The organism is Microbacterium laevaniformans (genome assembly GCF_016907555.1).
GTDB lineage: Bacteria > Actinomycetota > Actinomycetes > Actinomycetales > Microbacteriaceae > Microbacterium > Microbacterium laevaniformans.
On the sequence record NZ_JAFBCE010000001.1, the window covers coordinates 1,658,404 to 1,685,211 of the forward strand.

Consider the following 26,808-nt stretch of genomic DNA (forward strand, 5'->3'; position numbering starts at 1 on the left):
TTAGGTGGCCTCGTCGTCGAACGGGACCACACCGTCCGGATCGAACGTCGACAGCGGCGACGCCGTGGCTGTGGCGGCGATCGCTGTTCCGACCGCTGCGGCACGAACCGTGGGAACCGGCGCGTCATCGAGGAGTGCGTCGCGGATGATGCGACGCGGGTCGTACTGACGCGGGTCGAGGCGACGCCACTCCACGTCGTCGAAATCGTCGCCGAGCTCCTCCTTCACGCGCGTCTTCGCACCACTCAGCCACTCGCGTGCGCGCACCGTGAACTTCGCCAGGGTCTCCGCGTACTGCGGGAGGCGCTCGGGTCCGACCAGGAGGGCGGCCACGATCAGGAGCAGGACGAGCTTGTCCCAGTCGAGGCCGAAGAACATGCCTCCAGGTTACCCGTGCGCCTGTCGGATACGACGCCGACCGCCCCGTACGCTGGGCGGTGGAGGAACAACACATGGCCGATCAGGACGCGATCCGCAGGTATGTCGACGACGTCACCGTCGAACCCGAGGCGATCGAGCGTGCCCGCGCGCATGCGCTCGAACTCGGCGCGGCCCCGATCAGCCCGGCGGTGGGAGCCCAGATCGCGGTGATCGCCGCAGCGACGGCGGCCTTGAACGTCGTGGAGATCGGCACGGGTGCGGGGGTGTCCGGCCTCTGGCTGCTGCACGGCGCACCCCGCGCGACTCTCACCACCATCGACAAGGAGCCCGAGCACCTGGCTGCGGCGCGCACGGCATTCGCCGACGCGAAAGTACTGCCCGCTCGCGCCCGTTTCATCACGGGCCTCGCCAGCGATGTACTGCCCCGGATGAACGAGGCGTCTTACGACATCGTGCTCGTGGATGCCGATCCGGAGAGCGTCATCGACCACGTCGAGCACGGCCTGCGCCTCGTGCGCGCCGGGGGAACCGTGCTCATTCCTCGGGTGCTCGCCGGCGGCGCGATCGCCGACCCCGTGCGACGCGACGCTGTGACGACGGCTTTTCGCACGCTGATCCAGGAGACCCAGTCCTCGCCGGCGGTACTCGGTGCGCTTTCCATCGTGGGCGAGGGCCTCCTGCAGCTGACGACGGTCCCCTCCGAGCTGCGCTGATCCTCCGCGCGGGGGCGGACCATCGGCGCACCCCGGACACGGAAAAGGGTCGGTCCAAAGACCGACCCTTGTCACCGTGGGAGATCGTCAGGCTGCGCCGACCACGTCGCCGAGCACGCCGTGAAGTTCCTTGGCCTCTTCGTCATTGACCGAGACGACGAGTCGTCCGCCGCCCTCGAGGGGGACACGGACGATGATGAGGCGCCCCTCCTTCACGGCCTCCATCGGTCCGTCACCGGTTCGCGGCTTCATGGCTGCCATCGCGGGCTCCTTTTCGTCGTCGGACTACCTGTCAAGTTTATCGGTATGCCGAGACACCGGCCGCACGCGGCGTGCCGGAGGGTCGCGATCAGGGGATCTGGGTGTACGAGTTCCCGATCGCCAGCATCTGGTAGATCCACCACCATTGGCCGATGAGTCCTACCAGGAGCGCCCCCCAGCGCCAGACGGGATGCCGCGGAGCGGCGATGGCTCCGTAGAGCGGCGCGAGAGGCAGGAGCAGGCGGAAGATGCTCGACTGCGGAAAGAACACCACCAGCAGGTACAGCACGTAGCTGGCTGACCAGAGCCGCATCTCGGGCCCGAGGCGCCGCACGTGCGGCTCGAAGGCGATCACCGCGGCGACCGCAACGACGGCCGCCGCAAGTGCGACGTACGCGACGCTCTCGGGGAGCCCCCAGAGGCGGAACCAGAGCGCAGCTCCCTGAACGAACCCGTCGAAGGGCACGAAACCGCCCTCGCCGATCCACCCGCGCCGCCACGACAGCTCGGTTTCCATGTACGCAGCCGGATCGCCCGTCACGGCGCCGGCGATCACCTGCCACGAGAAGCCCACCGCCACCGCGAGAACGCCGAGCGCGACGATGTGCACCACCTGCACGGTCGGCAGCGGGTCGTCGCGCCGGCGCAGCCACCGCACGACACCGTAGGCGCCGAGCAGGAGCGCGAATGCGAGCACGCCGGGTCTCGTGTACCCCATGGCGACGATCAACGGGTACAGCCACACGAACCGGCGCCGCACGAGAAGCCACAGGGCCAGGAACAGCCACAGCAGGAACAGCGACTCCGCATAGCCCATTTGGAACAGCGCCGCCAGAGCGGATGCCGCGAGCAGCGCGACCGCCCACAGCGCCGTGTCCGCCGTGAGCTTCTCACGGAGGAGGTGGAAGAACACGAGGCAGGCCCCGTACCCGGCGACGATGGCGAGGACAACGGCGGCGAGGGGGTAGTTTTCCGCGAACGCGACCGACAGAACCCGCGTGAGCGCCGGATAGACGGGCATGAAGGCCCACGCGTTCTGCGTGACCGCTCCAGTCGCATCGACGGGAAGGTGTGCGGGGTAGCCCGCACTGCCGACGACCCAATACCACTGCGCGTCCCAGCCCATCGACAGGGTTCCGATCGTGGCGTCTGCCCCGAAACGCGACGTCGGGCCGGACAGTTCGGCCGCGATGAGCAGGAACGCCGTGGTGATCAGGCGAGCTGCGGTGTAGACGATGGCGACCGCGACGGCGGGGCGCAGGGCGAGGAGCCGGCCGAGCGATCCGGCACCTCCGAGGGGCGCCGCCTCGGCCGTCAGCGCCCGTTCAGCCATGCCCGCAGGCTCCGCTCGACGCCCTCGATCTGGGCGAACGGCACCCGCTCTTCGTCATGGTGGGCCAAGAGCGGGTCGCCAGGTCCGTAGTTGACTGCGGGCACCCCCAGAGCGGAGAACCGCGCGACGTCCGTCCAGCCGTACTTCGGGCGCGCCTCAGCCCCCACGGCGGCGAGGAACTCCTGTGCGAGCGGTGCGTCCAGTCCCGGGCGTGCGCCCGCCGCGGCATCCACGATCTCGACATCGAACCCGTCCAGCACGCGGCGCACGTGAGCCTCGGCGTCCGCGACGCTGCGGCTGGGCGCGAAGCGGAAGTTGACCTCCACCTCGCACAGGTCGGGGATGACGTTGCCCGCGACGCCGCCCGAGATGCGCACGGCGTTCAGCCCTTCGCGATAGACGAGCCCGTCGACGTCGATCTCGCGCGGGCGATACTCGGCCAGGCGTGCCAGGATCGGCGCCGCTCCGTGGATGGCGTTCTCCCCCATCCACGAGCGCGCACTGTGGGCGCGGACGCCACGGGTGCGGGCGACGGCGCGCAGGGTGCCGTTGCACCCGCCCTCCACCTGCCCGTTGGACGGCTCCCCCAGAATCGCGAAGTCGGCGGCGAACAGGTCGGGGCGCGTGCGCGCCAGACGCGTGAGACCGTTGAGGTCCGAGGCGACCTCCTCGTTGTCGTACCAGAGCCAGGTGATGTCGACCCGGGGATCGACGAGCTCGGCGGCGAGCTTCAACTGCACCGCCGTGCCCCCCTTCATGTCCACGGTCCCGCGACCCCAGAGATAGGGCTCGCCGTCGATCTCGATGTCGCGCGTGGGCAGGTTCGCGTTGATCGGCACCGTGTCGATGTGGCCCGCGATCGCCACGCGCTGCGCGCGCCCGAGGTGGGTGCGCGCGACAATCGTGTCGCCGTCGCGATAGACGTCGAGGTGTTCCAGCGGCGAGATCACAGCGAAGATCGCGTCGGCGAGGGTCGCCTCGTCGCCCGACACGCTCGGAATGTCGCAGATCGCTCGGGTCAGGTCGACGGAGGAGGCGGTGAGGTCGAGCACGGGCATGGGGCGAGTCTATCGAGGGGTTCGGCTTCGATAGCCTGGAGGGCATGAGCGAACAGCGGACGGTATGGGGCATCGGCCTCGCGACGACGAGCGAGAACGGCACGATCCTGGACACCTGGTTCCCGGAGGTCCACACCGGCACCGGCGACGACGCCGACACGGCGTCCGCCACGGCGGCACGGGCCGAGTATGCGGGACCCGACGCGCGTCGCGCGGCGCGTGTCGAGATCGTCACGGTCTCGATCGACCTCGACGCCGCACCGGCGTCCACTCCCGACGCCTATCTCCGTCTGCACGCGCTGTCTCACCGGGTCGTCCGCCCCAACGACGTGAACCTCGACGGCATCTTCGCGCACCTTCCCATCGTCGCGTGGACCACGGCGGGCGCGATGCACCCCGACGACGCCGAACGCCTCCGCCCGGCACTGCAGCGCGCCGGCATCCAGGTGCACAGCCTCGACAAGTTTCCCCGCCTGCTCGACTTCGTGACCCCTCCGGGCGTGCGCATCGCCGACGCCTCGCGGGTGCGGCTGGGCGCCTACCTCTCCCCCGGCACGACGGTCATGCACGAGGGCTTCGTGAACTTCAACGCCGGCACGCTGGGCTCCTCGATGGTCGAAGGGCGCATCTCCCAGGGCGTCGTCATCGGCGACGGCTCGGACATCGGCGGCGGCGCGTCGATCATGGGCACGCTGTCGGGCGGCGGCACGCACCGCGTATCGATCGGCGCCCGCACGCTCCTCGGCGCGAACGCGGGCATCGGCATCTCGCTCGGCGACGACTGCATCGTCGAGGCCGGGCTCTATGTCACCGCCGGATCCAAGATCGTGCTCCCCAACGAACCCCCGCTGCACGATGGATCGCGCCCGATCGTCAAGGGCGCTCAGCTGTCGGGCCAGAACAGCCTGCTCTTCCGCCGCAACTCGCTCACGGGTGCCGTCGAGGCCGTCCGCCGCGAGGGCGTCGGCGTGACGCTGAACGAGGCTCTGCACGCCTGAGGACGCCGGCGGCGGGGACGGATAGCATCTGGTCATGAGCGACCGGATGCCGAAGGCGACGTATGAACGCGAACTGAAACGACTGCAGGCGCAGCTGGTCGACATGCAGGCGTGGGTGCAGAGCACCGGAGCACGCATCGTGGTGATCTTCGAAGGACGCGACGCCGCCGGCAAAGGATCGACGATCAGCCGGGTCTCGCAGTACCTCAATCCTCGGGTCACGCGCGTCGTGGCGCTTCCGACGCCGACCGAGCGTGAGAAGAGCGAGTGGTACTTTCAGCGCTACATCGCCCACCTCCCCGCGGCCGGCGAGATCGTGCTGATGGACCGGTCCTGGTACAACCGCGCCGGTGTCGAGCACGTGATGGGGTACTGCACGAACGCGGAGTACCACCGGTTTCTGCACCAGGTGCCAATCTTCGAGCGGATGCTTGTGGAAGACGGCATCCTGCTGAAGAAGTACTGGTTCAGCGTCTCGGACGTCGAACAGGAAAAGCGATTCCGCTCCCGCAACGACGACCCGATGAGACGCTGGAAGCTCTCCCCCAACGACGTCCTGTCGATCACCAAGTGGGAGGACTACTCGCGCGCGAAGGACACCATGTTCGTGCACACCGACATCCCGGAGTCGCCGTGGTTCGAGGTCGACAACGAGGACAAGCGTCGCGGCCGCATCAACATGATCCATCACCTGCTCTCGCAGATCCCCTACGAGGAGGTCGAGCGCGCGCCGATCGCGATCCCGGCTCGCCCGGCATCCGGCGGATACGAACGCCCTCCGCGCGAGCTGCAGAACTACGTCCCCGATTACGCCGCGACGCTCATCGGCTGATCACGCGCACAGAATCGGAGATCGGCGACAGAATCGGATGCCGCGCCCCGCGCGATCCGATTCTGTTGCGCAGATCCGAAGCCACTGCGACGGCCCGAGAGCCGGACGCGCCGCTCAGTCGCGGATACGCACCGACAGGCACGTGACGCAGCCCTCGAGCTTCTCGAACTCGGTGATGGGCGTCGCAACGACCCGCAGTCCACGCGCCTCGTAGCGGGCCGCGGTCTCGGGAGCATCGGAGGACATCAGCACCTCGTCGGGGCCGAGGACGACGACAGCCGTACCGTGCTCCTCGGGCACGGCTTCGAACGTCGCGAAGGCGGCCGGGTCGTCGACGAGGGGCTCGAAGCCGACCACGGTCCCGTCGGGCAGCGCGGTCACGCCGCTCTTGAGGTGGAGGACCCGTTCGACGGGAACGGCGACGATCTGCCATCCCCGCGGCGCCAGCAGCGCCGTCAGCTGCGCGATGCCGTCGGCGTTGGTGCGCGAAGATGCACCGACGTACACGGTCGAGCCGATCTTCAGGACGTCACCGCCGTCGAGGGTGCCGGGCGCGACGATCTCCGCCGTCTCCAGTCCGGTGGCGGCCACGGCATCGCGCACCGTGGGGGCTTCGCCGCGCCGCGACTCGGCGCCGGCGCGGCAGAGGACGATGAGATCACCGAAGACGACGACGGCATCCTCGACGAACACCCCGTCGGGCTGCTCATCGGCCGGGTCGATCTCGATGACTTCCCATCCGCGCGAGCGGAAGACGTCGACGTACGCCTCCCATTGGCGCTGCGCCAACGCGGGGTCGACCGAGGTCCGCCCGATATGCGTCACCTCGCCGTCGGCGAGGCGCGGAGACGGACGACGAACGAGCAGACGCGACATGGCTCGACCCTAGCGGATCGCCCGGTGCACGCTTCGCACGTGGCGCGCGGATGCCGCGTCGGTCAGACAGCCCCGGGATAGTTGCGTTCGCCCGCGCCCACGTAGAGCTGCTGGGGACGCCCGATCTTCGTCTGCGGGTCGTACTGCATCTCACGCCAGTGGGCCAGCCAGCCGGGCAGGCGCCCGATCGCGAACAGCGGCGTGAACATGCGCGTGGGAAAGCCCATCGCCTTGTAGATGACCCCCGTGTAGAAGTCGACATTGGGGTAGAGGCGACGCTCCTTGAAGTAGTCGTCCTCGAGGGCGACCTGCTCCAGCTCCTGGGCGAGATCCAGCAGCGGATCGTGAACGCCCAGCTCGGCGAGGATCTCGTCGGCGGACTCCTTGACGAGCTTCGCGCGCGGGTCGTAGTTCTTGTAGACGCGGTGACCGAAGCCCATCAGCTTGACCCCGTCCTCCTTGTTCTTCACGCGCTCGACGAAGCGCTGGACGCTTTCGCCGGAGTCCTGAATGCGCGCGAGCATGTCGAGCACGGCTTCGTTCGCGCCACCGTGCAACGGGCCGTAGAGAGCGTTGATGCCCGCGGAGATCGAGGAGAACTGGTTGGCGCCGGTCGATCCGACCAAACGCACCGTCGAGGTCGACGCGTTCTGCTCGTGGTCCTCGTGCAGGATCAGCAGACGCTCGAGCGCCCGGGAGGTCACCGGGTTCACCTGGTACGTCTCCGCGAGGTTGCCGAAGTTCAGCCGCAGGAAGTTGTCGACGAAGCTCAGTGAGTTGTCCGGGTAGAGGAACGCCTGACCGATGCTCTTCTTGTGGGCGTACGCCGCGATGACCGGCAGCTTCGCCAGCAAGCGGATGGTGTTGAGCTCGACGTGCTCGGGATTGTTGGGGTCGGACTGGCCCTCGTAGTAGGTGGACAGCGCCGCCGTCGCCGCCGATAGCACCGACATCGGGTGGGCGGTGTGCGGGAGGGAGGAGAAGAAGCGCTTGAGGTCCTCGTGCAGCAGCGTGTGGTGACGGATCTTGTCGTCCCACTCCCCCAGCTCATCCGCCGTCGGAAGCTCGCCGTACAGCAGCAGCCAGGCGACCTCGAGGTACGTGCTGTTCTTCGCGAGCTGCTCGATCGGGTAGCCGCGATATCGCAGGATGCCCTGGTCGCCGTCGATGAAAGTGATCGCCGACTTGGTCGCCGCGGTGTTCACGAAGCCGTAGTCCAGGCTCGTGTAACCCGTCTGCTTCGTGAAGGTCGAGAAGTCGACACTGGGTGCGCCCGCGGTGCCGGAGAGAATCGGCAGTTCGGCGGTGCGGTCACCGACGGTGACGGTGGCCTTCTGGGGGTGTCCCGCGTCGCTCACGAAGCCTCCTTGCGGTGGGTGGGGTCTTTTACAGCCTACTGGGCGCGCGGTCCAACGCAGATCGCGCGCAAAGGAACGGGCAATTCGTAGGAGGAAACCTACGAGACGGTCACCAGGCGCTCCGCTGCTGCAGCGATCCGCTCATCGGTCGCCGTCAAGGAGAAGCGGACGTGCTCGGGGAAGTGCTGCCCATAGAAGTGTCCCGGCCCGGCCAGGATGCCGAGATCGGCCAGGCGGTCCATGGTCTTCCAGGCATCGACGCCTTCGGTGGCCCAGAGGTAGAGGCCGCCCTCGGAGTTGTCGATGCGAAATCCCGCTTCCACGAGTGCCGGCCGTAGAACCTCACGCCGGGCGCGATAGCGCTCGCGCTGCGCAGCCACGTGTGCATCGTCTGCCAGCGCCGCCGTCATGGCACTCTGCACAGGACCGGGAAGCATGAGACCGAGGTGCTTGCGCGCCGTCAGCAGGCGCGACACCAGATCGCCGTCACCGGCGAGGAACGCGGCACGGTACCCCGCGAGGTTCGACTGCTTGCTGAGCGAGTACACCGACAGCACGTCGCGCCGGTCGTCTCCGACGACGCGAGGATCGAGGATGCTCGGGATCGGCGCGTGGGCCCAGGGCCCGTCCCAGCCGAGTTCCGCGTAGCACTCGTCGCTGACGATCACGGTGCCGAGCTCCCGTGCACGCGCGACGGCGGCACGGAGTTCGTGGACGTCGAGCACCCGCCCGTCGGGGTTTCCCGGCGTGTTCAGCCAGACCAGGCGCGTGCCCACCGGCCACTGCGCGGGATCGTCGGCGGCGAACGGGGTCGCACCCACCAGCTTGGCCCCCACCTCGTAGGTGGGATAGGCGGCCCGCGGGTGCACGACGATGTCTCCGGCGGACAGGTCGAGCAGCAACGGGAGGAGGGCGACGAGTTCCTTCGAACCGACCGTCGGCAGGACCTCGTCGACGCTCAGACCGGGAACCCCGCGACGGCGGTCGTACCACGCGGTGATGGCGCCGCGCAGCGCCGCGGTGCCGACCGTCTGCGGGTAGGCGTGAGCATCCGTCGCGGCACGCAGCGCCTCGGCGACGACATCCGGCGTCGGATCGACGGGAGACCCGATGGACAGATCCACGATGCCCCCCGGGTGCGACAGCGCTCGCGCGGCGAAGGGAGCGACGGCATCCCAGGGATAGTCGTCGAGATCGCGGACGGCCATCAGTGCGACTGCGGAGGAAGCGCGGAGATCACGGGGTGATCCTTGGCGATCACACCGACCTTGGCGGCACCGCCGGGCGAGCCGATGTCCTCGAAGAACTCGACGTTGGCGGTGTAGTAGTCCTGCCATTCGGCCGGCAGGTCGTCCTCGTAGTAGATCGCCTCCACGGGGCAGACCGGCTCACACGCGCCGCAGTCCACGCACTCGTCCGGGTGGATGTAGAGCGAGCGCTCGCCCTCGTAGATGCAGTCGACGGGGCATTCATCGATGCAGGCACGGTCCTTCACATCCACGCAGGGCAACGCGATCACATATGTCACGTGTCGAGTCTAGTTCGTGCTCGCCGGGTCATCGTCGAGCGACGACGCTCCGGAGGCCGACGCCCGAGGCGCCAGGCGCGGCCAGGCCACGACGATGGCCACCATCACCGGAACGGCCAGCGTCCAGATCACTCCGGTCGAGATCTCACCATCGGCGGGAGCGGGCACGACGACCGACCCGCCCGGGCCCCGACCCGAAAGCACCAACGTCGTCAGCATGACACCGAGACCGGTCGCCAACCCCGCCCAGCGGTCGCCGGTCAGCAGTCGTACCGCGAGCAGCAGAGCACCGGTGCCGGCGACGGCCACGATCAGCCCCAGTGGGAGAACCCCCCACTGTGCGGACTGACCGATGGTCCCGGCAGCTCCATAGAGGAGGCCGATCACCGCGGCGACGGCCCAGCTCCCGATCCGTGCGATTCTCACGCCGTGATTCTACGTCGCCCACCCCAGCGCCCGGAGCGCGGCCGCAACGACCGCTGCCGCCACCACGACGACGAGGAAGGGGGCGCGGAGCGTAAGGAGCCCCGCGGCGACGAAGATCGCCGGCACGCGCGCATCGGCGACGATCTGCGGGCCGGCGCCCAGCGTCTGCACGGCGACCAGTGCGGCCAGCAGCGCGACCGTCAGCAGGTCGATCGAGCGTTCCGCGCGAGCCGAGCCGAACCATCGCGCGGGAATCGCGTACCCGAGGGCTTTCAGCGCCAGGCACGCGAGCGACGCCGCCAGCACGGCCGTCCACATCGTCATGATGCGCGGCCCGCGAACGCGTTGGTCCACCCGACGGCGAGGGCGACCACGGCGGCGACCAGCACGGGTACGCCGGGCATGAGGACGGGCGTGAGAACCGTGGCGACGACGGCGGCGGCGACGCCGACTGCAATCGCCTGACGGCGACGCAGACGCGGCCACAGCAGCGCAAGGAAGGCCGCAGCCGCGGCCGCGTCCAGCCCGTAGACACGAGGATCGCCGAAGACGTCGCCGAGCAGCGCACCACCCAGCGTCGAGAGGTTCCATCCGACGTAGATGCCGACGCCCGTGATCCAGAAGCCCGCACGCCGCGCCGCAGGATCGCTGTGGGCCAGCGCCACCGCCGTCGACTCGTCGATCGTGACGTGGGGCGCCACGAGACGGCGCCAGCCGCGCCCGACCACCGGAGCCATGCGCAGCCCGTAGGCGACGTTGCGGACGCCGAGCAACGCGGCGGAGGCGATCGCCGCGGGCGCGGCGGCGATGCCTCCCGCGCCGATGACACCGACGAACGCGAACTGCGATCCCCCCGTGAACATGAGCAGGCTCAGCACGCACGTCTGCCAGACGTCGAGGCCGGACGCCACAGCCAGAGCGCCGAACGAGACACCGTATGCGCTCGTCGCGACGGCGACGCCGACGGCCTCGCGCCGCGCGCGACGCACGGCCTCTCGGGCCTCAGCTGCGGCATCCATGCCCACCATCCTGACAGTTCGTCTGCCCGCGAACGCCTGCGGGCGAGTAGGGTGCCCGTCATGGAGCGGATCTTCGACATGCCCGTCGCCCGCGTCTACCCGCTCTACGTCCAGAAGGTGCAGCGTAAGGGCCGCTCAGCGGACGACGTCGAGGCCGTCACACGATGGCTGACGGGATACAGCGCCCAGGAACTCGCGGATCACTTCGCCGCGCAGACGAACTTCCGTGACTTCTTCGCGGGTGCGCGGCTGCATCCCGGCGCCGCGCAGATCACGGGTGTGATCTGCGGTGTGCGAGTGGAGCAGATCGCAGATCCGTTGATGCAGAAGATCCGCTACCTGGACAAACTCGTCGACGAGGTCGCGCGAGGTCGCCCACTCGAGAAGATTCTGCGGGCATGAGGCTTCCCGCGGCGCTCAGCCGTCCTGGCGCTTCGCCCGGGATGCCGCGCGGCCGCGCTCGGTCGCGTCGAGCACGACCTTGCGGATGCGCACCTTCTCGGGGGTCACCTCGACGCATTCGTCGTCGCGCGCGAACTCGAGCGACTCCTCCAGCGTGAGCACGCGCGGCGGCGTCATCGACTCGAAGGAGTCGGACGTCGACGAGCGCATGTTCGTCAGCTTCTTCTCCTTCGTGATGTTGACGTCCATGTCGTCGGCGCGCGAGTTCTCGCCGATGACCATCCCCTCGTAGACCTCTTCGGTCGGCTGCACGAAGAAGCTCATGCGCTCCTGCAGCGCGATCATGGCGAACGGTGTCACGACACCCTGACGGTCGGCGACGATCGACCCGTTCTGGCGGGTGGTGATCTGCCCCGCCCAGTCGTCGTAGCCGTGCGAGATCGCGTTCGCGATGCCGGTGCCGCGGGTGATGGTCAGGAACTCGCTGCGGAAGCCGATCAGACCGCGCGAGGGGACGACGAACTCCATGCGCACCCAGCCGGTGCCGTGGTTGGTCATAGTGTCCATGCGGCCCTTGCGAGCGGCCATCAGCTGCGTGATGGCACCGAGGTGCTCTTCGGGGGCGTCGATCGTGAGGTGCTCGAACGGCTCCTTGACCTTGCCGTCCTCGCCGCGCTTGGTGACGACCTGCGGCTTGCCGACGGTCAGCTCGAAGCCTTCACGGCGCATGTTCTCGACGAGGATCGCCAGGGCGAGCTCACCGCGACCCTGCACCTCCCAGGCGTCGGGGCGTCCGATGTCGACGACCTTCAGCGAGACGTTGCCGATCAGCTCCCGATCGAGACGGTCCTTGACCATGCGCGCCGTGAGCTTGTGACCCTTCACCTTGCCCATGAGGGGCGAGGTGTTGGTGCCGATCGTCATCGAGATGGCCGGGTCATCGACCGTGATCGCGGGCAGCGGCCGCACGTCTTCGGGGTCGGCGATCGTCTCGCCGATCGTGATGTCCTCGATGCCGGCGATGGCGACGATGTCACCGGGGCCGGCAGATTCGGCCGGGTAGCGCTCGAGAGCACGGGTCTTGAGCAGCTCGGTGATGCGCGCGTTGGTGTGCGAGCCGTCGTGACGCACCCAGGCGACGGTCTGCCCCTTCTTCAGCGTGCCGTTGAAGACACGGAGCAGGGCCAGACGGCCGAGGAACGGCGAGGAATCGAGGTTGGTGACCCAGGCCTGCAGCGGCGCCTCGTCGTCGTAGGCGGGAGCGGGGACGTGCTCGAGGATGGCCTCGAACAGGGGCTCGAGGTCCTCGTTGTCGGGCAGCTCGCCGTTGGCGGGCCGGTTGCGAGACGCGGCGCCGGCGCGACCGGACGCGTAGACCACCGGCACGTCCAGGAGAGCATCGACGTCGAGGTCGGGCACGTCGTCGACGAGGTCGCCGGCCAGACCCAGCAGCAGGTCGTGGGCCTCCTCCTCGACCTCCGCGATCCGGGCGTCGGGACGGTCGGTCTTGTTGACCAGCAGGATCACGGGCAGCTTCGCCTCCAGCGCCTTGCGCAGCACGAAGCGGGTCTGCGGCAACGGACCCTCCGACGCGTCGACCAGCAGCACGACACCGTCGACCATCGACAGGCCGCGCTCGACCTCGCCGCCGAAGTCGGCGTGGCCGGGGGTGTCGATGACGTTGATCGTCACCGGAACCTCGGTGTGGATGCCGTTGTAGGTGATCGCCGTGTTCTTGGCGAGGATCGTGATGCCCTTCTCACGCTCCAGGTCGTTCGAGTCCATGGCGCGCTCTTCGACGTGCGCATGCTCACCGAAGGAACCGGTCTGACGGAGCATCGCGTCCACGAGCGTGGTCTTGCCGTGGTCGACGTGCGCGACGATCGCGACGTTACGGAGATCCGGACGGAGGGCGTGCGCCATGAAATGACCTAACGAGAAAGGGAGACGCTCCGAGCAGAGCGCCTCCCATTCTACAAGCCGGATGCTGCGGCGTCCTCCGCCGCGCCCCGCGCCGCTCGATCAGGCGTGCGCGGCGGCATCCCCCGGTGTCTCATCGGCGTCCACACCGGCGGCGAGATCAGCCAGACGCTTGTCACGGCGCTCACGCTGGATGTCGGGGTCGGGCACCGGCACGGCTGCCAGAAGACGCTTGGTGTAGGCCTGCTGCGGGCGACGCATGATCTGGTCGCGGGTGCCGACCTCGACGAGAGCGCCGTGGCGCATGACCGCGATCCGGTCGGCCAGCTCATCGATGACGGCGAGGTCGTGGCTGATGAACAGGCAGGCGAACCCGCGCTCACGCTGCAGATCCTTCAACAGCTCCAGAACCGTGGCCTGCACGGAGACGTCGAGGGCGCTCGTGGGCTCATCGGCGACCAGGACCTTCGGGTTGAGAGCGAGGGCGCGGGCGATGCCCACGCGCTGCTTCTGCCCACCGGAGAGCTCGTGCGGGTAACGAGATGCATAATCGCGCGGCAGTCGCACGGAGTCCAACAGCGCTCGCACGCGCTTGTCGAGGGGCGCGCCCTTGATCTTCTCGGACAGCTTGATCGGCTCGGCGATCGAATCGCCGATGGTCATCCGAGGGTTCAGCGAGCTCGACGGATCCTGGAAGACGATGCCCACCTCGTGGTGGAGGGCGTGCAGCTGCTCGCGGTTCGCTTTCGAGATATCCATTCCGGCCACGGTCAGGCGTCCGGAGTGGATGGGCAGCAGACCGATCGTGGCGCGACCGATCGTCGTCTTGCCCGAGCCGGACTCGCCGACCAGGCCCAGCACCTCACCCTGGTAGATCTTCAGGTCGATGTGGTCGGCCGCACGGAAAGCCGGCACCCGACCGCGCTTCGGATACTCGATCGCGACGTCGTCGAACGACACCACCACGGGAGTGGACGGGGTGGCAGCATCGGGAGCCTGCAGATCCTCGGTGGTGATGCGCGGCACCGCCGACAGCAGCGCCTTCGTATACGGATGCTGCGGGTCGGCGAAGACGCTCGCGACCGTGCCGGTCTCGACGATGTCGCCCTGACGCATCACGACGATGCGGTCGGCCATGTCGGCGACGACGCCCATGTCGTGCGTAATCAGCAGGATGGCCGAGCCGAGACGGTCCTGGAGCTTTCGCATGAGCTCGAGGATCTCCGCCTGAACGGTCACATCGAGCGCGGTCGTCGGCTCGTCCGCGACCAGCAGCAGCGGGTCGCACGACAGCGACTGCGCGATCATCGCGCGCTGACGCTGGCCGCCGGACAGCTGGTGCGGGTACGAGTCGAAGGCTTTCTGCGGGTCGGGAAGCTCGACCAGCGTCAGAAGCTCGACGGCCCGCGCCTTGGCCTCCGCCGGAGACACGCCGAAGTGCTGGCGCAACGTCTCCACGATCTGGAACCCGACCGTCAGGACCGGGTTCAGCGCCGTCATGGGCTCCTGGAAGATCATCGAGATCTGATTGCCGCGGATCTCCTGCATCTCCCGAGGCTTCATGCCGATGAGCTCGCGGCCAGCCAGCTTCGCACTGCCGCTCACGCGGGAGTTCTTCGGCAGCAGGCCCAGCAGCGACATCGACGAGACGCTCTTTCCCGACCCGGACTCACCCACGATGGCGAGCACTTCGCCGGCGGCGATCGAGTAGGAGACGTGGCGGGCGGCGGGCACCCAGTACCCGTCGACGCCGAAGTCGACGTTGAGGTCGGTGACCTCGAGCACCGGACCGCTGTCCGGCTGGTGCGCCTCGGTGGTGGGCAGCATGCCGCGGGAGGTTCTCATCGGCGGTTTCCTTCTGTTGTGCGTGCGAACGGACTCGTGGTCCGGAATGCGACGATGGGGTAATGACAGATGACGTGCGCCTGTACCGATCGACCACGAACACCGTGATCGCGATCGGCGCATGGGTGGCTGTGACCGCCGGCGCGGCGCTGGTGGTTCTGCTCGGCGCGACCCGGTCGACGCAGCAGCTGTGGGCTCTGGTGCCGCTGGCGCTGATCGCGCTGCTGGTGGGCGAGCTGTTCTGGCGTCCGCGCATCGTCTGGGACGAGCAGTCCATCACGCTCGTGAACCCCTACGCGACCACGACCGTCCCGTGGACGATGGTCGTCGACATCGACACCCGCTTCGCGCTGACCGTGGTGACGCCCTCGCGTCGATATCGATCGTCTGCGGCGCCCGCGGCCGGCGCACTCACCATGCCGCGCGGAGGCCGTGACAGCCTCGGACCCGACCAGAGGGGCGGCGTCCTGCGCAAGTCCGACGCCCTCGGAACCGATTCCGGTGACGCCGCGTACATCATCCGGGGAGCATGGCATCGGCTCGTGGAGAGCGAGGCCATCCCCCTGGGCCGCGCGGGAAGCGACCGCGCCCGCGTGCACGTGCACGTCACCGCCCTCGCGCTGAGCCTGCTGCTGGCCGCGGCGACCGTTCCGGCGCTGCTGAACCTCTGACGGCATCCGGTCTTACTCCGGATCCTGCAGGGTCGGCGTGCCGGTGCGCGGGTTCTGCGCCGCGGCATCCATCAGGCTCGTCGGAGCGGCGACATCGGGCTCGACACCGTCGGCGCGCTCCTTCGTGCGACGACGGGAGAACCGACGGCTGCGCGGGTCGAAGGCCTCGCGGAGGGCATCGCCGAAGATGTTCGCCGACAGTGCCAGCGTGACGATGAGCAGCGCCGGCCACCAGAACAACCACGGCCGCACGGTGAAGGCCGACTGGTTGACACCGATGAGCAGACCCAGCGAGACGTCAGGAGAGCGGATGCCGTAGCCGAGAAGCGAGATCGCCGCCTCGAGCAGGATGGCGCCGGCTGCCAGGAGCGATCCCGACACGATGATCACACCGGTCGCGTTCGGAAGGATGTGCCGGAAGATGATGCGGGCATCGGAGGCGCCGGCCACGCGGGCAGCCTCGACGAACTCCCGTTCGCGCAGCGAGAGGAACTCACCGCGGACGAGACGCGCGATCACCATCCAGCTGAAGAACCCGAGCATGGAGCCCAGGACCCATACGCCGACCGCGCCGGCCCAGTTACCGACGACGGCGGCGATCACGATGGCGGGGATCACGATGAAGACGTCGGTCAGGCGCATGAGCACCGCGTCGACCCAGCCGCGGAAGTAGCCCGCGATCGCGCCCACCGTGACACCCACGATCAGCGCGATGCCCGTGATCAGCACCATGGCCACGAACGAGTTCTGGATGCCGCGCATGGTCATCGCGAAATAGTCGCGCCCGATGCGGTCCTGACCGAAGGGGTGGTCGCCGAGCGAGAACGGGAACAGGCTCAGAGTCGGCTCTCCGCCGTTGACGCTGTTCGACAGGTCGTACCAGTTGTACTTCCACCAGCCGGGAATCGGGCCGAGCCCGACGGCGCTCGTGGCGAAGGCCACGACCGCCAGCAGGACGATGGCGGCGATGAGGCCGACCTTCTGGGAGAGGAAACGGCGCCAGATGATCCGGCTCTGACTGATCGAGCGCTCTTCGACGTCGCCGGGGGTTTCGGAGATGGTGCTGGACATCAGCGCACCCTCACTCTCGGGTCGAGTGCCGCGTACGCGAGATCGGCAAGGAAGTTGAACAGAATGGCCATGAAGGCGATGACGATGAAGTAGCCCATCACCGGGTACAGGTCACCGGGACCCAGCGAGCGCTGGAAGAGCGCACCCATACCGGGGATCGCGAAGATGAACTCCGTGATGATGGCCCCACCGAGCAGCCCGCCGAGGTCGGTCGCGACGAGCGTCGTGATCGGGATCAGCACGTTGCGGAATGCGTGTCGGACGACGACCACCCGCTCGGGCATGCCCTTGGCGCGAGCGGTGCGCACGTAGTCCTGGCTGAGCACCTCGATCATGCCGGCGCGGGCATAACGCGTGTACCCCGCGAACGAGATCGTCAGCAGCGAGATCGTCGGAAGCAGCAGGTGGAAGAAGACGTCCAGACCGACGCGCCACATGTTGTCGGGAGCGTATCCCGGCGTCGAGGAGCCGACGGTCGCGATCGGGCGTCCGTTCATGTCCTCCATGTAGCCGGGGAAGGACTGCATGAAGCGGTCGATGAGGATGATGACGCTGATGATCACGGCGACCAGAACACCGATGCGCATGTTCTGGGCGCGGTCGTCTCCGCCGACGAAGAAGCCGGCCGCGAAGCCGACCGCCAGCGCCACGACGAAGAGGATGCCGATGGTGGCGAACGTGGACACGTCGAACAGACCCTACAGCGCGAAGTAGCTGATGATTCCGGCGACGGCGACGATGCCGGCCGTCAGCAACGCGCGGCGCTGGTGGATGCCGGCGATCAGCACGGTCACACCGAGGGCGGCACCTGCGCTCAGCACGATGACGCCGACCGCGCCGAACCCGGGCGTGAGGAACCAGCCGGTGACGCTCATGTAGATGAGCAGGCCCGTGGTGAGCACGAAGCTCGTGCCCCCGGACGTGAGGCGACGGCGGGTGTCACCGCCGACGACCGCCTGCACGATCAATGCCACCACGATCCCGACGATCACCGCGACGACGATGGGGATGACAGGGTCTTGCAGGAAGTCGTTGAAGCCGATGGCGACGAAGTTCTTGAGAAGCGCGGCGGCCAGGAAGGACGGCAGGGAGTAGAGGAACAGGCTGAGGACGGTGAACGACACGTCGAAGCCGCTGTTCTCACGCAGCGCAGAGAGGATTCCGGTCGAGATGCCGAAGAGGATGGCCAGCAGCAGGGCCGCCGTGACCATCTGGATGGTGGACACCATCGCGATCGGCAGGACGTCGGTGACGGGGGCGCCCTGGAAGGTGGTGCCCAGGTCGCAGGCGTTCGCGAAGGGGATGAGGCACTTGGCGGCGCCGCCGACCCACATCGCCCAGCGAAGCGGAGGCGCGACGTCCAGATTGGCGAGCTGAATTCGCGCTTCGATCAGCTGCTGCTTGTTGGGGTTGTTGGAAGAGCGGAGGTCCTCGAGCGGATCCGTCGACAGCGCGACGAGATTGAACATCACGAAGGATGCCGCGAGGAGGATGAGGATCGACACACCGACCCTACGGAGAATGAAACCGACCAAAGGTCACTCACTTCGACGTGCGACGGGCGGGCGGCATCGGGTTGCGATCGCCTCGCCCATCGGTTGACAGACAGGGGCCAGGGTGGCGCCTTCGGGATCTACCGTAGACGCCACCCTGGCGTGGGTACTACTTGGTGTTGGTGCTCTGCTTGACGGACCACTCCCAGTTGTTCCAGATCGGACCGGTCTGGTTGCCCATGTACTTGACGCCGTCCAGCTTGCTGGAGACGCCGTAGATGCCGGGCGCCTGGAAGAGGGGCAGGCCGTAGCCCTCGGTGAACGCTGTCTTGTCGATGTTCAGGAGGAGCTGCGTCAGCTTGTCCTTGTCAACCGTGGTCTGCGACGCGATCGCGTCGTCGTTGGCAGCGGTGAACTTGTTGTAGTTTCCACCACCGTCGGTCGAGAACAGCTGCGGGATCTGCGCCGTGCCGATGCCCGGGGAGATCCAGCCGAACAGCGACGCGTCGTAGTTGCCAGCCGACAGCAGGGTCGACCACTTGGGGTCGCCACCGTCGACGACCTGGAAGCCGGCCTTGGCCGCGGAGGACTGGATCGCCTGGAACTCGTCCACGCGGTTCGGGTTCTTCGTGTTGTAGAGGATCTTCACGGTCGGCGTCTTGCCGGCGAGGAGCTCCTTGGCCTTCGCGATGTTGTCGTCGAGCTTGGACGGGTCGTACTTGTCCGAGCCGTTCTGGGCGACGGTGGTCGCGTACTCCGACTGGCTCGGGAGCCAGATCTGCGAGTCGAGGACCTTGGCGTCGGGGTTGACCGGCGTCACGATCGCGTCGAGGATCTGCTGACGCGGAACCGTCAGGAGGAAGGCCTCGCGGACGGTCGCGTCCTTGAACACCTCCGAGCCGAAGTTCAGGTCGAGGTGGTCGTAGGAGACCTGGTCACCGGTCATGACCTGAGCACCCGAGACGGCCTCGAGCGACTTCTTCGTGTCGGCGGATGCCTGCGGGTAGACGAGGTCGACCTCGCCGTTCTGCAGAGCCGTGACCTGCGCGGCGGCGTCGCCGATGACACGCATGACGAGCTTGTCGATCTTCGGCGCGAGGTTGCCCTTGTAGTTGGGGTTGTGCTCGAACGTCAGCGACTGACCCGGCGTCCACGCCGAGAGCACCCACGGGCCCGAGGTGACCAGCAGGTCCTTGTCGGTCGGGAACGACGTGATGTCGTAGCCCGTGTTGACGAAGTCCGCAGCCTTCTTCAGGGTGTCGTTCGCGGCGACGGGAGCCTTCGGGTCGCCCTTGGGCAGACCCTGGAGGAGCTTCGTCAGGTCAGCGGCCGAGGAGAGGCCGGCCTTCTTGGCCACGACGTGCGCGGGCTGCGCGATGGGGCTGAAGATCTCCCAGTCCACGTAGGGCTCGGAGTACTTCAGCGTGATCGACGTGTTGTCGTCGCCCACCTCGGGGAAGTCGGTCGAGTTGATGCCCGCCGTCGAACCCGCGATCTGGAAGTACTGCGTGCCACCCGTGACGTTGCCGTCCGCGTCGGTGGTCGCGTCATCGTAGTGGCCCGAGGCGATCGCCCACGCGAGCACCATGTCGTCGGCCGTGATCGGCTCGCCGTCGGACCACTTGAGGTCCTTCTTGAGCGTGTACTTCACGGTCAGCGGGTCGTCCGAGGTCTTCTCGTACGTGCCGAACGACTCGTCCTTGACGAGGTTGAAGCTGTTGTCCGGGTAGAAGAACCCGCCCGTGGTCAGGTAGACGTACTGCCCGTTGGTGTCCAGGTTGCCCTGCGGCGTGTTGCTGTTCAGCGACGTCAGGTCGTTCACGATGGCCATCGTGACGGTGCCACCGGTCGGCGCAGCGTTGGTGGCGTTGCCGCCGCCGCCGGCCGTGCAGCCCGTCAGGGCGAGGGCGCCGGCCGCGGTGACCGCGACAAGTGCTCCCCAGCGTGACTTCTTCAATTTTCCTCCTGGGTAAGGGATGGATGCGCAGGCAGGTGAAACACCCACGGCGCGGATACCGAAACCATAAGTTCTGATCAGCGTCGATCAAAACCGTTAGGGAAAACGTTACAGACCCTTAACTCAGTTCAGGGCCGATATGGCAATCTGACAAGGTGAGCGATTCCGAGGCCGCCGAACTGCCAAGACTGAGGGGCACGCGCGCCCGGTTGTGGTGGGAGATCAGCATTGTGCTCGCTCTGTCGGTCGGGCGCTCGGCGCTGTCCTCGGTGCTCGCGCTCGTCCAGGCGCTGACGCGCGACCAGGCCCTGGCAGACCAGTCGACCTCGCTGAACCCGGGCGCGAACGCCGCCCAGTTCTGGGACGTTCTCAACCAGTTCCTGGCCCAGTTCTTCGCGTTCGCCCCCATCGCACTGGCGATCTACCTGCTGTGGGAGCCCGGGATCTCGGCGTTCCGTCGCATCGGCTTGGATTTCCGGGTTCTCGGGCGGGATCTGGGTGCGGGCGTGCTGCTGGTCGCCGTCATCGGCATCCCGGGTCTCGGCCTCTACGTCGCCGGTCGCGCGCTGGGGATCACCGTGCAGGTCGACGCCGCACCACTCGACTCCTCGTGGTGGACGATTCCGCTCCTGCTGCTGGCAGCCGTGCGTGCCGGCCTGACCGAAGAGGTCATCTTCATCGGCTACCTGTTCGACCGTCTGCGGCGGCTCGGATGGGGGACGTGGACGATCATCCTGTCCACAGCTGCGCTGCGCGGCGCATATCACGCCTACCAAGGGTGGGGACCGATCGCCGGCAACATCGCGATGGGCATCGTTTTCGGGTGGGTCTATCAGCGCTGGGGCCGCGTGATGCCCCTGGTGATCGCGCACACCCTCATCGACGTCATCGCCTTCGTGGGCTATCCCCTGGCCGCCGCCTGGTGGCCCGCCGTCTTCGCCTGACCCACCCCCCTACGCTCCCGCGCCGGCCACCGCCCGGCCCGCACCGACCACCGCCCGGTCTGCGAGACACGCGCCGCGCACCGAGACACGCGCTGCACACCGGTGTTTCGGTGCACGGACCGTGTCTCGCGGGGCGAGCGGGGGTTCCTCCCCACATCGAGAGACGGTGGCGGCTCCCACCGAAAGCGGTGAGCAGCGGAGGCGGCAACTCATCACCGGGTGCAATGGCGACATGCCAACCGCGATCGCTACGCCAGATGTCCGAGAGTGCCCGGTGCCGTTGATCACGCGAGGCGGCGAGCCGCACGTCGATCGCGCGGTGCGGCGCGGGGAACTCGTTCGCGTGATGCGCGGGGTGTACGCCCCGGCGCAACTGTGGCGGGATCTGCCGCCTTGGGATCGCTACCTCGCTCGCGTCCATGCGGCCGTGCGGGTCTACCCCGACGTCGTCTTCGTTCGAGAGTCCGCGGCCGCACTTCGCGGGCTCCCCGTCTTCGGCGAACCGCCGCACGTCCACGCCGTCGCCCTCGGCTCACGAGCGACGCACGCTGTCGGGGAGATCCGGCTGCACGCCGCCGAACGCCCGCCACAGTGCGACGAGGTGAGCGGAGTGCTCGTCGCGACAGGTGCCGAAATTGCGGTGGATGCCGCGCGACTACGGCATCCCGCTGTCGCCCGTGCGACGGCCGATGCCGCACTCCGGGCCGATCCGCACCTCACCACCTGCTGCATGCGGGCGATGAGCGAGACTCACCCGTCCTCGCGAGGTCGCCGTCGCGCACGTGACGTGTTCGACCGCGCGTCGGCGGTTGCCGAGTCACCGCTGGAGTCCGTGAGCGCGACGGTTATCGAGGCGCTCGGTTTTCCTGTGCCGGAGATGCAGCGATGGGTGCGAGGTCCGGAGCCGGGAGAGGACGACCGCGTCGACTTCGCATGGCTGCGCAACGACCATCTCGTGGCGGGAGAGGCCGACGGAGACATCAAGTACAGCGGCGCCTTGGGCGACGCTCGTGTCGCACTCGGCGAACGGCGTGCTCGGGACGCGCGGCTGATGCGACGCGGCGTCCACACGGTCCATCACTGGACGTGGGCCGACGTGATCGCCCCGAGCCAACTCCGCGCGATCCTGTTGTCGGCGGGGCTGCCTCTCGTTCGACAGCCCGATCTCGGGCTGCTGGGTTCGCTCGACCGCGCGCTCCGCGGCCTGCCGTGACCGCACCCGCTCCGTCCGTTCCGTCCGCGAGACACCGCCCCCGCACCGAGACACCGGGTGTGCATCGGTGTCTCGGTGCGGAACGTGTGTCTCGCGGGCCACACGGACCGCGAGACCGCGCGGGCCGCTCGGGGCTAGGCGAAGGCCTCCACGGGCGGACAGGCGCAGACGAGGTTGCGGTCGCCGTAGGCGTTGTCGATCCGACGGACCGGGGGCCAGTACTTCGTGCGCACCAGGCTGTGCACGGGGTAGACGGCGAGTTCGCGCGGATACGGATGCGTCCACTCCCCCGCGATCACCGCCTCCGCCGTATGCGGCGCGTTCACCAGCGGATTGTCATCGGCGGGCCAGGCACCCGACGCCACGGCATCCGCCTCGGCCCGGATGGCGATCATGGCCTCGATGAACCGCTCGAGCTCTCCGCGGTCCTCGGATTCGGTCGGCTCGACCATCAGCGTTCCCGCCACCGGGAACGACATCGTCGGCGCGTGGAAGCCGTAGTCGATCAGCCGCTTCGCGACGTCGTCCACGCTCACACCGGTCGCTTCCTTCAGCGGCCGCAGATCGAGGATGCACTCGTGGGCGACGAGCCCGCCCTCCCCCGCGTACAGCACCGGATAGTGGTCGCGCAGGCGCACGGCGATGTAGTTCGCCGCGAGCACCGCCGCCCCGGTCGCCTCCCGCAGCCCCTCGGCGCCCATCATCCGGATGTAGGCCCACGAGATCGGCAGGATGGATGCCGAGCCATACGGCGCCGCCGAGATCGGTCCGCCGTCGAAGACGAACCCGCCCGCGTGCTCGGCGCGCTGCGCCAGCGGGTGCGACGGCAGGAACGGCGCGAGGTGCGCCTTCGCGGCCACCGGGCCGACGCCCGGCCCGCCGCCGCCGTGCGGGATGGCGAACGTCTTGTGCAGGTTCAGGTGCGAGACGTCTCCGCCCAGGTCGCCGAACCGGGCGAAGCCGACCAGCGCGTTCATGTTGGCACCGTCGACGTACACCTGACCGCCGGCGTCGTGCACGGCGGCGGTGATGTCGACGACGTCCTGCTCGTACACGCCGTGCGTCGAGGGGTACGTGATCATCAGAGCGGCGAGCGCCTCTGCGTGTGGGGCGATCTTGGCGCGCAGGTCGCCGAGGTCGACGTTGCCGGCTTCGTCGCACGCGACGACGACGACCCGCATGCCGGCGAGGACGGCGGATGCCGCATTGGTGCCGTGGGCCGACGAGGGGATGAGGCACACATCGCGCTGCTCGTCACCGCGGGAGTGGTGATAGCCGCGGATCGCGAGCAGTCCCGCCAGCTCGCCCTGCGAACCCGCGTTGGGTTGGAGGGAGACCGCGTCGTACCCGGTGATCTCCGCCAGCCACGACTCCAGCTGCTCGATGAGCACCAGGTACCCCGCGACGTCGTCGGCGGGAGCGAACGGGTGAACGCGGGAGAACTCGGTCCACGACACCGCCGCCATCTCGGTCGCCGCGTTGAGCTTCATCGTGCAGGACCCCAGCGGGATCATGCCGCGATCGAGCGCATAGTCCCGGTCGGCCAGCTGCTTGAGGTAGCGCATCATGGCGGTCTCCGAGTGGTGAGCGTGGAAGACGGGGTGCGTCAGGAACTCGTCCGCGCGCCGCAGCGACTCCGGCAGCGACGCGGCACCGCTTCCGGTGGCCCACCCGAAGGCGCGCTGTGCGCGTCCTCCGAAAACCTGGGCGAGCGCATGGAGCTCGCTGACCGTCGTGGCCTCGTCGACCGAGATGCCGACCGTGTCGCTGTCGCGGAACCACAGCTGGAACCCGCGCTCGCGCGCCGCACCCACGACCTCACCGGCCCGGCCCGGAACCGACACCACGAGCGTGTCGAAGAAGTCCTCGTGCAGCACCTCGTTGCCGGCCTCCACGAGCCAGTCACGCAGCAGGTGCGCCTTGCCGGTGACCTCGTCGGCGATGCGACGCAGTCCGTGCGGACCGTGATAGACGGCGTACATCGAGGCCATGACGGCCAGCAGCACCTGCGCCGTGCAGATGTTGGAGGTCGCCTTCTCGCGACGGATGTGCTGTTCGCGCGTTTGCAGCGAGAGGCGGTAGGCCGGGCGGCCCTCGGCATCCATCGAAACGCCGACCAGCCGTCCCGGCAGCTGGCGCTCGAGACCGGACCTGACGGCCATGTATCCGGCGTGCGGGCCGCCGAAGCCCATCGGCACGCCGAAGCGCTGCGTGGTGCCCACGGCGATGTCGGCGCCGAGAGAGCCCGGCGAGCGCAGCAGCGTCAGCGCCAACAGGTCGGCCGCGACCACGACGAGGCCGCCCTGCGCCTGCACGGCGCCGATCACGGCGGACGGGTCCCACACGCGTCCGGAGGCTCCGGGGTACTGCACGAAGGCGCCGAACGCGCCTGCCGCGTCGAGGGGCACACCATCGGCGGCAAGGTCGGCCTCGACGATCTCGATGCCGAGAGCCGCCGCACGATGAACGAGCAGGGCCTTCGTCTGGGGCAGGGCGTCGGCATCCACGAGGAACACGGGGCTCTGCGCCTTCGAGGCGCGGCGGGCGACGAGCATCCCCTCCACGACGGCGGTCGCCTCGTCGAGCATCGAGGCGTTGGCCGTGGCGAGACCGGTGAGATCGGTGACCATTGTCTGGAAGTTGATGAGGGCCTCGAGCCGACCCTGCGAGATCTCCGGCTGGTAAGGGGTGTAGGCCGTGTACCAGGAGGGGTTCTCGAAGACGTTGCGCGCGATGACGGACGGCGTGAGCGTGTCGTAGTAGCCGAGCCCGATCATGGCGCGCGCCGGGCGGTTCTGCGAGGCGAGCTCGCGCAGTTCTGCGAGCGCCTCGGCCTCGGTGGCGGCGAAAGGGATCGCACTGTCGGCGACGGGTGCGGCATGGATGGATGCCGGGACCGCCCGCTCGACGAGGGCGTTCACACTCTCGTAGCCGAGCACGTGCAGCATCTCCGCCTGGGCGGCGGCGTCCGTGCCGATGTGCCGATCGCGGAAGGGCGCCGTATTCACTCCTCGCCGCCCGTGAGTGCGACGTAGGCAGCTCGATCGAGCAGGGCGTCGACATCGGCGGGATCGACCTGGATCTTCACGAGCCATCCGCCTTCGAACGACCCGCTGTTGACGAGGGACGGGTCGTCCACGACGGCGTCGTTGACGGCGACGATCTCGCCGGACAGCGGCGCGTAGAGCTCACCGACCGACTTCGTGGACTCGATTTCGCCGCACACCGTGTTCGCGGTGACGGTGGAGCCCACCGCGGGCAGGTCGACGTAGACGACGTCGCCGAGCTTGTCCGCGGCGTAGTCGGTGATGCCGACCGTCGCGACATCGCCCTCGAGGGCGACCCACTCGTGTTCTTCGGTGTACTTGAGGGTGGTCAGGTCGGTCATGCGGTCCTCCGGTAGAAAGGCAGAGCGGTCACGGTCGCGGGGATCAGAGTGCCCCGCACGTCGATGAAGAGCGAGGTGCCGGGGTCGGCGAAACTCGGGGGCACGAAGGCCATCGCGATGGGGTGTCCGAGCGTCGGGCTCAGCGCACCGCTCGTGATCTCACCCACTACGTTGCCGTCGGCATCCACCACGGCGTAGCCGGCGCGGCCGGCGCGACGGCCCTCGGCGACGAGACCGACCAGCACGGGCCGGTCGGTGGTGGCCACCGCGACGGCGGCCTTGCCGACGAACTCGTCCTTGTCGGCGGCGACGACGCGCCCGAGCCTCGCCTGGGCGGGCAGGATCGCGGTCGACAGCTCATGGCCGTGCAGCGGCATGCCCGCTTCGAGACGGAGGGTGTCACGCGCGGCGAGTCCCGCGGGGACGAGTCCGAGCGGCTCCCCCGCCGCGAGCAGAGCATCCCAGAGCGCGGGGGCGAGCGCGTTCGACAGCATCAGCTCGAAGCCGTCCTCACCGGTGTATCCGGTGCGGGCGATGAACAGCGGCTGGTCCTGGAAGCGCGCCTGCGACCAGGCGTAGTAGCCGAGGTCGGCGAGCGCGGGCTCGACGTCGGCGATGCCGGCGGTCGCTTCCACGATCTCGCGAGCACGCGGACCCTGCACCGCGATCAGAGAGGTCCGGTCGGAGATGTCCTCGACGACAGCGGGCGTGTGTGCGGACCGGGCAACGAACGCCTCCGCGACGAGCGCGCGGTTGCTGGCGTTCGAGATGACGAGGAACCGGTCGTCGCCCGTGCGGTAGACGATGACGTCGTCGATCACGCCGCCGTTCTCGTCGAGCAGAAGCGAGTACTTCGCTTTGCCGACCGTCATGGTCGAGATCCGCCCGGCGAGCGCGTAGTCGAGGAAGGCCGCGGCCCCCGAACCTGTCACGAGGAACTCCGCCATGTGCGAGATGTCGAACAGTCCGGCGGCCGTTCGCACCGCGTGGTGCTCGGCGAGATCGGACGTGTAGCGCACGGGCATGTTCCAGCCACCGAAGTCGGTGAACGAGGCGCCGAGCGCAGCATGGCGATCGGCGAGTGCGGTGGTGCGGAGGTCTGACATGAGTTCTCCCCGGGA

At 68.4% G+C, this 26,808-nt stretch carries 27 protein-coding genes; 7 read left to right on the forward strand and 20 right to left on the reverse strand.

What is annotated here, in order from left to right; all coding sequences use genetic code 11:
• Positions 1–378: a Sec-independent protein translocase family protein gene (locus tag JOE53_RS07835; protein WP_005053672.1), complete on the reverse strand. Its 378-nt coding sequence runs from the start codon at positions 376–378 to the stop codon at positions 1–3.
• Positions 379–452: 74 nt separating this feature from the next.
• Between JOE53_RS07835 and JOE53_RS07840 the strand changes: the two genes are divergently transcribed.
• The gene (locus JOE53_RS07840) at positions 453–1,094 is read left to right on the forward strand and encodes an O-methyltransferase (RefSeq protein WP_005053675.1); all 642 of its coding nucleotides are present in this window, start codon (positions 453–455) and stop codon (positions 1,092–1,094) included.
• Positions 1,095–1,181: 87 nt separating this feature from the next.
• On the opposite strand, the gene JOE53_RS07845 is transcribed toward JOE53_RS07840, so the two are convergent.
• The 3 genes from JOE53_RS07845 to dapE all read right to left on the reverse strand — a co-directional run bounded on the left by JOE53_RS07845 (position 1,182) and on the right by dapE (position 3,746).
• A complete protein-coding gene (locus tag JOE53_RS07845; RefSeq protein WP_005053677.1) occupies positions 1,182–1,355 on the reverse strand; it encodes a DUF3117 domain-containing protein in 174 nt (57 codons plus the stop codon).
• A gap of 88 nt (positions 1,356–1,443) precedes the next feature.
• Positions 1,444–2,688 carry a hypothetical protein gene (locus JOE53_RS07850; RefSeq protein WP_204947344.1) on the reverse strand — a complete coding sequence of 415 codons (1,245 nt, stop codon included), beginning with the start codon at positions 2,686–2,688 and terminating at the stop codon, positions 1,444–1,446.
• Positions 2,670–3,746 (reverse strand): succinyl-diaminopimelate desuccinylase, encoded by a 1,077-nt coding sequence (gene dapE, locus JOE53_RS07855; protein ID WP_005053680.1) that lies wholly within the window; start codon positions 3,744–3,746, stop codon positions 2,670–2,672. The genes JOE53_RS07850 and dapE overlap by 19 nt, the downstream gene beginning before the upstream one ends.
• Before the next feature lie 44 nt (positions 3,747–3,790).
• On the opposite strand from dapE, the gene dapD reads away from it, so the two are divergent.
• Entirely contained in the window at positions 3,791–4,744 is a 954-nt protein-coding gene (gene dapD / locus JOE53_RS07860; protein WP_204947345.1) for a 2,3,4,5-tetrahydropyridine-2,6-dicarboxylate N-succinyltransferase, read from the forward strand.
• A 46-nt stretch (positions 4,745–4,790) separates the two neighbouring features.
• Positions 4,791–5,576: a polyphosphate kinase 2 gene (ppk2, locus tag JOE53_RS07865; RefSeq protein ID WP_005053685.1), complete on the forward strand. Its 786-nt coding sequence runs from the start codon at positions 4,791–4,793 to the stop codon at positions 5,574–5,576.
• 114 nt (positions 5,577–5,690) lie between these two features.
• Here the strand turns inward: ppk2 and ddaH are convergent, their stop codons facing one another.
• From ddaH to JOE53_RS07900, 7 genes are all read right to left on the reverse strand, one after another.
• Positions 5,691–6,452: a dimethylargininase gene (ddaH, locus tag JOE53_RS07870; RefSeq protein WP_005053687.1), complete on the reverse strand. Its 762-nt coding sequence runs from the start codon at positions 6,450–6,452 to the stop codon at positions 5,691–5,693.
• A gap of 62 nt (positions 6,453–6,514) precedes the next feature.
• Positions 6,515–7,810, reverse strand: a complete 1,296-nt coding sequence (locus JOE53_RS07875) for a citrate synthase (RefSeq protein WP_005053689.1) — start codon at positions 7,808–7,810, stop codon at positions 6,515–6,517.
• Between the two features lie 98 nt (positions 7,811–7,908).
• Positions 7,909–9,018 (reverse strand): succinyldiaminopimelate transaminase, encoded by a 1,110-nt coding sequence (dapC, locus tag JOE53_RS07880; RefSeq protein WP_204947346.1) that lies wholly within the window; start codon positions 9,016–9,018, stop codon positions 7,909–7,911.
• Complete coding sequence (gene fdxA / locus JOE53_RS07885) at positions 9,018–9,338, reverse strand: ferredoxin (protein WP_036314968.1); 321 nt, start codon at positions 9,336–9,338, stop codon at positions 9,018–9,020. The genes dapC and fdxA overlap by 1 nt, the downstream gene beginning before the upstream one ends.
• A 9-nt stretch (positions 9,339–9,347) precedes the next feature.
• Positions 9,348–9,764: a hypothetical protein gene (locus JOE53_RS07890; RefSeq protein ID WP_061681431.1), complete on the reverse strand. Its 417-nt coding sequence runs from the start codon at positions 9,762–9,764 to the stop codon at positions 9,348–9,350.
• A gap of 9 nt (positions 9,765–9,773) precedes the next feature.
• The gene (locus JOE53_RS07895; protein ID WP_036314955.1) at positions 9,774–10,088 is read right to left on the reverse strand and encodes an AzlD domain-containing protein; all 315 of its coding nucleotides are present in this window, start codon (positions 10,086–10,088) and stop codon (positions 9,774–9,776) included.
• Positions 10,085–10,783: an AzlC family ABC transporter permease gene (locus JOE53_RS07900; protein ID WP_204947347.1), complete on the reverse strand. Its 699-nt coding sequence runs from the start codon at positions 10,781–10,783 to the stop codon at positions 10,085–10,087. The genes JOE53_RS07895 and JOE53_RS07900 overlap by 4 nt, the downstream gene beginning before the upstream one ends.
• A 60-nt stretch (positions 10,784–10,843) precedes the next feature.
• On the opposite strand from JOE53_RS07900, the gene JOE53_RS07905 reads away from it, so the two are divergent.
• Positions 10,844–11,185, forward strand: a complete 342-nt coding sequence (locus tag JOE53_RS07905; RefSeq protein ID WP_204947348.1) for a DUF2200 domain-containing protein — start codon at positions 10,844–10,846, stop codon at positions 11,183–11,185.
• A 15-nt stretch (positions 11,186–11,200) separates the two neighbouring features.
• Here the strand turns inward: JOE53_RS07905 and typA are convergent, their stop codons facing one another.
• A complete protein-coding gene (gene typA, locus JOE53_RS07910) occupies positions 11,201–13,108 on the reverse strand; it encodes a translational GTPase TypA (RefSeq protein WP_036284930.1) in 1,908 nt (635 codons plus the stop codon).
• Positions 13,109–13,207: 99 nt separating this feature from the next.
• On the reverse strand, positions 13,208–14,950 hold the full coding sequence (locus JOE53_RS07915) for an ABC transporter ATP-binding protein (protein WP_039415815.1): 1,743 nt from the start codon (positions 14,948–14,950) through the stop codon (positions 13,208–13,210).
• Between the two features lie 62 nt (positions 14,951–15,012).
• Between JOE53_RS07915 and JOE53_RS07920 the strand changes: the two genes are divergently transcribed.
• Positions 15,013–15,621 (forward strand): PH domain-containing protein, encoded by a 609-nt coding sequence (locus JOE53_RS07920; RefSeq protein ID WP_135949037.1) that lies wholly within the window; start codon positions 15,013–15,015, stop codon positions 15,619–15,621.
• A 12-nt stretch (positions 15,622–15,633) separates the two neighbouring features.
• Here JOE53_RS07920 and JOE53_RS07925 read toward each other — a convergent pair whose 3' ends face one another.
• The 4 genes from JOE53_RS07925 to JOE53_RS07935 all read right to left on the reverse strand — a co-directional run bounded on the left by JOE53_RS07925 (position 15,634) and on the right by JOE53_RS07935 (position 20,142).
• Positions 15,634–16,692, reverse strand: a complete 1,059-nt coding sequence (locus JOE53_RS07925; RefSeq protein ID WP_204947349.1) for an ABC transporter permease — start codon at positions 16,690–16,692, stop codon at positions 15,634–15,636.
• Positions 16,692–17,378, reverse strand: a complete 687-nt coding sequence (locus tag JOE53_RS15235; RefSeq protein WP_271171013.1) for an ABC transporter permease — start codon at positions 17,376–17,378, stop codon at positions 16,692–16,694. The genes JOE53_RS07925 and JOE53_RS15235 overlap by 1 nt, the downstream gene beginning before the upstream one ends.
• 12 nt (positions 17,379–17,390) lie before the next feature.
• The gene (locus JOE53_RS15240) at positions 17,391–18,197 is read right to left on the reverse strand and encodes an ABC transporter permease family protein (RefSeq protein ID WP_233449512.1); all 807 of its coding nucleotides are present in this window, start codon (positions 18,195–18,197) and stop codon (positions 17,391–17,393) included.
• A 157-nt stretch (positions 18,198–18,354) separates the two neighbouring features.
• The gene (locus tag JOE53_RS07935) at positions 18,355–20,142 is read right to left on the reverse strand and encodes an ABC transporter family substrate-binding protein (protein WP_061681423.1); all 1,788 of its coding nucleotides are present in this window, start codon (positions 20,140–20,142) and stop codon (positions 18,355–18,357) included.
• Positions 20,143–20,297: 155 nt separating this feature from the next.
• Between JOE53_RS07935 and JOE53_RS07940 the strand changes: the two genes are divergently transcribed.
• Both JOE53_RS07940 and JOE53_RS07945 read left to right on the forward strand, forming a co-directional pair.
• On the forward strand, positions 20,298–21,086 hold the full coding sequence (locus JOE53_RS07940) for a CPBP family intramembrane glutamic endopeptidase (protein ID WP_204947350.1): 789 nt from the start codon (positions 20,298–20,300) through the stop codon (positions 21,084–21,086).
• A gap of 274 nt (positions 21,087–21,360) precedes the next feature.
• Positions 21,361–22,299 carry a hypothetical protein gene (locus JOE53_RS07945; protein ID WP_271171014.1) on the forward strand — a complete coding sequence of 313 codons (939 nt, stop codon included), beginning with the start codon at positions 21,361–21,363 and terminating at the stop codon, positions 22,297–22,299.
• 134 nt (positions 22,300–22,433) lie between these two features.
• On the opposite strand, the gene gcvP is transcribed toward JOE53_RS07945, so the two are convergent.
• Genes gcvP through gcvT form a run of 3 tightly spaced genes read right to left on the reverse strand, consistent with a single transcriptional unit; the run spans position 22,434 to position 26,793 of the window.
• Positions 22,434–25,247, reverse strand: a complete 2,814-nt coding sequence (gcvP, locus tag JOE53_RS07950) for an aminomethyl-transferring glycine dehydrogenase (RefSeq protein ID WP_233449911.1) — start codon at positions 25,245–25,247, stop codon at positions 22,434–22,436.
• Between the two features lie 56 nt (positions 25,248–25,303).
• Positions 25,304–25,687, reverse strand: coding sequence for a glycine cleavage system protein GcvH (gcvH, locus tag JOE53_RS07955; RefSeq protein WP_039415831.1), 384 nt, complete (start codon positions 25,685–25,687; stop codon positions 25,304–25,306).
• Entirely contained in the window at positions 25,684–26,793 is a 1,110-nt protein-coding gene (gcvT, locus tag JOE53_RS07960; RefSeq protein WP_204947353.1) for a glycine cleavage system aminomethyltransferase GcvT, read from the reverse strand. Before gcvT ends, gcvH begins: the two co-directional genes overlap by 4 nt.
• Positions 26,794–26,808 lie beyond the last annotated feature (15 nt).